The 1,348-nt window shown below is 71.0% G+C and carries 1 protein-coding gene; it reads right to left on the bottom strand.

Going from position 1 to position 1,348, the window contains the following annotated elements; all coding sequences use genetic code 11:
* On the bottom strand, positions 1-1,262 hold a 1,262-nt coding region (locus tag ACH4F2_RS36140), incomplete at its 3' end, for a polyketide synthase dehydratase domain-containing protein (RefSeq protein WP_398136821.1).
* Positions 1,263-1,348 lie beyond the last annotated feature (86 nt).

The following is a 1,348-nucleotide window of genomic DNA, read 5'->3' as shown; positions in this document are numbered from 1 at the left end:
CCCATCACGCGATCACCGGGAACCAGATCCGTCACATCCGGACCCACCTCCACCACCACACCCGCGGCCTCACTCCCCAACCCCTCCTGCGTCGTCACCACACCCAACGCCACCACCGCATCACGGAAGTTCACACCCGCCGCCCGCACAGCGACCCGAACCTCATCCCCCCGCAACGGAGCCACCGCAGGCGCATGCCCCACCAACGCCAGCCCCTCCAGACTGCGCGTCCCCGTCACATCCAGCACCCAGCCCCCCACCGCAGGCGGCACCAACGCACCACCCGACCCATAACGAGCCAACCGGGGAACCCTCACCTCACCACCCCGCACCACCACCTGCGGCTCACCACACGCCAACACCACATCCACATCCACAAACCCCGCAACAGCCCCACCAGCCTCCCGGTCCACCAACACGAACCGACCAGGATTCTCCGACTGCGCCGAACGCACCAACCCCCAAGCCGCCGCCCCCGCCACATCGACAACATCCTCATCCACCGAAGCCGCCACCGCGCCCTCGGACACCACCACCAACCGCGACCCCTCGACCCGCTCCTCAGCAAGCCACCCCTGCAACAACCCCAACACGCGATACGTCACCTCACGCACCGCGTCACCGTCTGAAGACCCTTCCAGCGCACGGGGCAACCCGGTGACCACGGCGTCGGGCACCGGGCGTCCGGCGTCCAGTGCGGCAGTGAGCGCGGCGAGATCGGCGAACCGTTCCGCTCCCTCGATCGCCGGCCCGTCCGCGCCGAGCACGGCCACCGTGCTCGCCGACACGGTGGACGGCGTGGGAAGAGCGGTCCAGTCGAGCCGGAACAGGGCGTCCCGGTGCGGGTCACTGGCGCGAGCGAGCTGGTCGGCGGAGATACGGCGCAGGGTCAGCGCGTCGACCGACAGCACAGGAGTGCCCGTGTCGTCGGCGACCCGCACCTCGACCGAGCCGCCGCCGGCCACCGCGAGGTGCACGCGCAGCCGCGTGGCGCCGGCCGCGTGCAGGGTGACGCCCTGCCAGGCGAACGGCAGCAAGGTACCGCCGCCCGTCTGGGCCATCACTCCGCTGAAGTCGATGCCGTGGAGCGCCGCGTCGAGCAGCGCCGGATGCAGACCGAAGGAACTGTCCGCTTCCGCGGGGAGCTCGACCTCGGTGAACACGTCACCGCCGCGGCGCCACGCCGCCCGCACCCCACGGAACACCGGACCGTAGCCGAGACCGTCCGAGGCGAGACGCTCGTACAGGTCGGCGACGTCCACCGGTTCGGCACCGGGAGGCGGCCACGCAGCGAGGTCGAAATCAGCCGCACCACCACCGGCCACGAGCTCACCACTGGCATGCCGGA

It is taken from the genome of Streptomyces sp. NPDC017890 (assembly GCF_044328675.1).
Taxonomy (GTDB): Bacteria; Actinomycetota; Actinomycetes; order Streptomycetales; family Streptomycetaceae; genus Streptomyces.
The sequence above is the reverse complement of the archived record's forward strand: the minus strand, read 5'-3'. Positions and strand labels throughout refer to the sequence as shown.